Below are 4912 nucleotides of genomic sequence, written 5' to 3'. Positions count from 1 at the left end.
CCGGACACCCGCTGACCGCCGTGGTGCACGCCGCCGGCGTGGGGGGCGGCGGGGGCGGGGGGCCGCGGCCCCCCCCGCCGGGGGCCCCGCGGCCCCCTCTGACTACCCCACGAAGCAGAAGAAAAAGGGACTGAAGCACCATGACTGACGCACTGAAGCGCCTCAGCGACGAAGGCGTTGCGATCTGGCTGGACGACCTCAGCCGCACGCGGCTGAACTCCGGCAACCTGGCCGAGCTGGTGCAGAACAAGCACGTGGTGGGCGTCACCACCAACCCGACCATCTTCCAGAAGGCCATCGCCGGCAGCGGCGACACCTCCTACGACGGCCAGCTGCGCGACCTCGCCGTCCGCAAGGTCACCACCGACGAGGCGATCCGCATGATCACCACCTCGGACGTGCGCGACGCCGCCGACGTGCTGCGCCCGGTCTACGACGCCTCCAACGGCCGCGACGGCCGGGTCTCCATCGAGGTCGACCCGCGCCTGGCCCACGAGACCGCCCCGACCGTGGCCGAGGCCAAGCAGCTGTGGTGGCTGGTCGACCGCCCGAACGTCTTCATCAAGATCCCCGCCACCAAGGCCGGCCTGCCCGCCATCAGCGAGGTCATCGGCCTGGGCATCAGCGTCAACGTCACGCTGATCTTCTCCCTGGACCGCTACAAGGCCGTCATGGACGCCTACCTGACCGGCCTGGAGACCGCCAAGGCCAAGGGCCTGGACCTCTCCCAGATCGAGTCGGTCGCCTCCTTCTTCGTGTCCCGCGTGGACACCGAGATCGACAAGCGCCTGGACAAGATCGGCGGCGACGCCCGGAACCTGCGCTCCAAGGCCGCCCTGGCCAACGCCCGCCTCGCCTACCAGGCGTACGAGGAGGTCTTCGGCTCGGTCGACGGCAAGACCGCCGGCAGCGCCCGCTGGAAGGCCCTGGAGGCCGCCGGCGCCAAGCCGCAGCGTCCGCTCTGGGCCTCCACCGGTGTCAAGGACCCGGCCCTGCCGGACACCCTGTACGTCACCGAGCTGGTCGCCCCCGGCACCGTGAACACCATGCCCGAGGCCACCCTGGACGCCACCGGCGACCACGGCGTGGTCACCGGCAACACCATCGTCCCCAACTACGCCGACGCCAAGGCCGTCCTGGACGCCGTGGCGGCGGCCGGGGTGGACTACGACGACGTGGTCCAGGTCCTGGAGGACGAGGGCGTGCAGAAGTTCGAGCAGTCCTGGCAGGAGCTGCTCGACACCGTCACCGCCTCGCTGGCCTCCTTCGCCAGCGAGAAGTGACCCCCCGCTCACACAGCCAGCGCACGAAAGCGGAGCACACCAAGTGAGCACTGATTTCCCCGAGTTGACGCCGGAGTCGGACGCGGACGACCTCCCGCCCACCCCCGTCAACCCGCTTCGTGACCCTTCCGACCGGCGGCTCCCGCGCATCGCGGGGCCGTCCGGCCTGGTCATCTTCGGGGTCACCGGCGACCTGTCCCGCAAGAAGCTGATGCCGGCCATCTACGACCTGGCCAACCGCGGTCTGCTGCCGCCGGGCTTCTCCCTGGTCGGCTTCGCCCGCCGCGAGTGGGACGACGAGGACTTCGCCAAGGAGGTCCACGACGCGGTCAAGGAGCACGCCCGGACCCCGTTCCGGGAAGAGGTCTGGCAGCAGCTCGCCAAGGGCATGCGCTTCATCCACGGCACCTTCGACGACGACGACGCCTTCGACAAGCTCCGCGAGACCATCGAGGAGCTGGACAAGGCCCAGGGCACCGGCGGCAACTTCGCCTTCTACCTGTCCGTCCCGCCGAAGTTCTTCCCCACCGTCGTCCAGCAGCTCAAGAAGCACGGCCTGGCCGACCCGCCGCAGGGTTCCTGGCGCCGCGCCGTCATCGAGAAGCCCTTCGGCCACGACCTGGAGAGCGCCCAGGAGCTCAACAAGGTCGTCCACGAGGTCTTCCCCCGGGACGAGGTCTTCCGGATCGACCACTACCTGGGCAAGGAGACCGTCCAGAACATCCTGGCGCTGCGCTTCGCCAACCAGATGTTCGAGCCGATCTGGAACCGGTCGTACGTCGACCACGTGCAGATCACCATGGCCGAGGACATCGGCATCGGCGGCCGCGCCGGCTACTACGACGGCATCGGCGCCGCCCGGGACGTCATCCAGAACCACCTGCTGCAGCTGATGGCGCTCACCGCCATCGAGGAGCCGGCGTCCTTCCACCCGAAGGCGCTGGTGGCCGAGAAGCTCAAGGTGCTCAGCGCCGTCAAGCTCCCGGCCGACCTCGGCAAGCACACCGTGCGCGCCCAGTACGCGCCCGGCTGGCAGGGCGGCGAGGAGGTCGCCGGCTACCTGGACGAGGACGGCATCGACCCGGAGTCCAAGACCGACACCTACGCGGCCATCAAGCTGGAGATCAACAACCGCCGCTGGGCGGGCGTCCCGTTCTACCTGCGCACCGGCAAGCGGCTGGGCCGTCGGGTCACCGAGATCGCGGTGGTCTTCCAGCGCGCCCCGTACCTGCCGTTCGACTCCTACGCGACCGAGGAGCTGGGGCAGAACGCCCTGGTCATCCGGGTCCAGCCGGACGAGGGCGTGACGGTGCGGTTCGGCTCCAAGGTGCCGGGCACCTCCTTCGAGGTCCGGGACGTCACGATGGACTTCGCCTACGGCGAGTCCTTCACCGAGTCCAGCCCGGAGGCGTACGAGCGGCTCATCCTCGACGTGCTGCTCGGCGAGTCGAACCTGTTCCCGCGCCACCAGGAGGTCGAGCTCTCCTGGCAGATCCTCGACCCGATCGAGAAGTACTGGGACGCCCACGGCAAGCCGGCTCAGTACGCGGCGGGCACCTGGGGCCCCGCCGAGGCGGACGAGATGCTCGCACGAGACGGCAGGAGCTGGCGCCGGCCATGAAGATCGACCTGACCAACACGACGTCCAGCAAGATCAACGCCGCGCTGATGTCGGCGCGCCGGGCCAGCGGCTCCACCGCCGCCGGCATGGTGCTCACCCTGGTGATCGTGACCGACGAGGGCAGCGCCTACGACGCCCTCAAGGCCGCCAACGACGCCTCCCGCGAGCACCCGATGCGCACCCTCGCGGTGATCAAGCGCGCCGGGCGCTCGCCCCGGGCCCGCGCCGAGACCCGCCTGGACGCCGAGATCCTGGTCGGCTCCGACGCCGGCTCCGGCGAGACGGCCATCCTGCGCATGCACGGCGAACTCGTCGCGCACGCCCAGTCGGTGGTCCTGCCGCTGCTGCTGCCGGACGCCCCGACCGTCGTCTGGTGGCCGGACAACGCGCCGCTGCACCCGGCGCAGGACCCGCTGGGCTCGCTCGCCCAGCGCCGGATCACCGACGCGGTCACCGCCGAGTCCCCGGTCGGCCAGCTCGCCCAGCGGGCCGAGAGCTACGCCCCGGGCGACACCGACCTGGCCTGGACCCGGATCACCGGCTGGCGCTCGATGCTGGCCGCCGCGCTGGACCAGCGGCCGTCCCGGATCACCTCCGCGGTGGTCGAGGGCGAGTCCTACAACCCCAGCGTCGAGCTGCTCGGCCTGTGGCTCACCAACCGGCTGCACGTGCCGGTCGAGCGGGTCGTCACCGGCGGCCCGGGCATCACCGCGGTGCACCTGCGCACCAAGGACGGGGACATCACCCTGGACCGCCCGGACGGCCTGATGGGCACGCTCTCCATGCCCGGCTCGCCGGACCGCCAGGTGGCGCTCAAGCGGCGCGAGACCTCGGAGCTGATCGCCGAGGAGCTGCGCCGCCTGGACCCGGACGACATCTACGCGACGGCCGTGCGCACGCCCGTCGAGCGGCTGCACGAGCCCTCCACCGCCGAGATGGCGGCGGCCGAGGAGACTGCGGCCGAACAGGGAGGCGGCCAGGCGGTCGAGTCCCCGCTGGCCAACCCGGACCGGGTGACGGCCGACGCGGAGAAGAAGCCCTCCGCCAAGAAGGCCGCCGGCAAGCGCACCACCGCCAAGGAAGGCGCATGACCAACGCGATCCCGCAGCTGGTCGTCCACCGGGACAAGGAACTGATGGCCCAGGCGGCCGCGGCCCGGCTGATCACCCGGATCGTGGACGCCCAGGCCGCCCGCGGCACCGCCTCGGTGGTGCTCACCGGCGGCCGCAACGGCAACGCCCTGCTGGCCGCGATCGCCGCCTCCCCGGCGCGCGACGCGGTCGACTGGGGCCGGCTGGACCTCTGGTGGGGCGACGAGCGCTTCCTGCCCGCCGCCGACCCGGACCGCAACGCCGTCCAGGCCCGCGCCGAGCTGCTGGACGCCGTCCCGCTCGACCCGGCGCGGGTGCACCAGATGCCCGCCTCGGACGGGGTGGACGGCTCGGACGTGGAGGCCGCCGCAGCCCGCTACGCGGAGGAGCTGGCGAAGGCCGCCGGGCCGGGCGACCGGCTCGGCGTCCCGGCCTTCGACGTGCTGCTGCTCGGCGTCGGCCCGGACACCCACGTCGCCTCGCTCTTCCCCGAGCACCCGGGCGTGCGGGAGACCGAGCGGACCGTGATCGGCGTGCGCGGGGCCCCCAAGCCCCCGCCGACCCGGATCTCGCTCACCCTCCCGGCGATCCGGGCGGCCCGCGAGGTCTGGCTGCTGGCCGCCGGCGAGGACAAGGCGGGCGCGGTCGCGCTGGCCCTGTCCGGCCCCGGCGAGCTCCAGGCGCCCGCCTCCGGCGCGTACGGCCGCAGCCGCACCCTGTGGCTGCTGGACCGCGCCGCGGCGGAGCGGATCCCACCGCAGCTGTACCCGCCGGCCTCGGCATAACGGCCAACCGAGAAGGGGGGGCCCCCGCGGTGTCGGTGGGGCCCCACGTGTTGGGGGGCGGGGCGCGCGGTGGGGCGCCCGCGGGGCCCGCCGGCGCGTCAGCTATCGCCGCGCCGCGTGGCCCCCCCCCCG

The 4912-nt window shown here is 72.6% G+C and carries 4 protein-coding genes; all 4 read left to right on the top strand.

The features are described 5' to 3' along the window. Positions 1 to 140 precede the first annotated feature (140 nt). On the top strand, positions 141 to 1283 hold the full coding sequence (gene tal / locus ACFVWU_RS25580; protein WP_387625161.1) for a transaldolase: 1143 nt from the start codon (positions 141 to 143) through the stop codon (positions 1281 to 1283). A gap of 64 nt (positions 1284 to 1347) precedes the next feature. Then, positions 1348 to 2904, top strand: a complete 1557-nt coding sequence (zwf, locus tag ACFVWU_RS25575; RefSeq protein WP_387625229.1) for a glucose-6-phosphate dehydrogenase — start codon at positions 1348 to 1350, stop codon at positions 2902 to 2904. Further along, complete coding sequence (opcA, locus tag ACFVWU_RS25570) at positions 2901 to 3995, top strand: glucose-6-phosphate dehydrogenase assembly protein OpcA (protein WP_387625159.1); 1095 nt, start codon at positions 2901 to 2903, stop codon at positions 3993 to 3995. The genes zwf and opcA overlap by 4 nt, the downstream gene beginning before the upstream one ends. Beyond that, on the top strand, positions 3992 to 4780 hold the full coding sequence (gene pgl / locus ACFVWU_RS25565) for a 6-phosphogluconolactonase (RefSeq protein ID WP_387625157.1): 789 nt from the start codon (positions 3992 to 3994) through the stop codon (positions 4778 to 4780). Before opcA ends, pgl begins: the two co-directional genes overlap by 4 nt. The last annotated feature ends 132 nt before the right edge of the window (positions 4781 to 4912 follow it).

Source organism: Kitasatospora sp. NPDC058190 (genome assembly GCF_042883685.1).
In the GTDB taxonomy this organism is placed as follows: Bacteria; Actinomycetota; Actinomycetes; order Streptomycetales; family Streptomycetaceae; genus Kitasatospora.
This window is presented reverse-complemented; position numbering and strand designations above follow the sequence as displayed.

Coding starts and splice junctions, on each gene's coding strand:
- tal (WP_387625161.1), top strand. CDS start 141: ATGACTGACGCACTGAAGCGCCTCAGCGACGAAGGCGTTGCGATCTGG.
- opcA (WP_387625159.1), top strand. CDS start 2,901: ATGAAGATCGACCTGACCAACACGACGTCCAGCAAGATCAACGCCGCG.
- pgl (WP_387625157.1), top strand. CDS start 3,992: ATGACCAACGCGATCCCGCAGCTGGTCGTCCACCGGGACAAGGAACTG.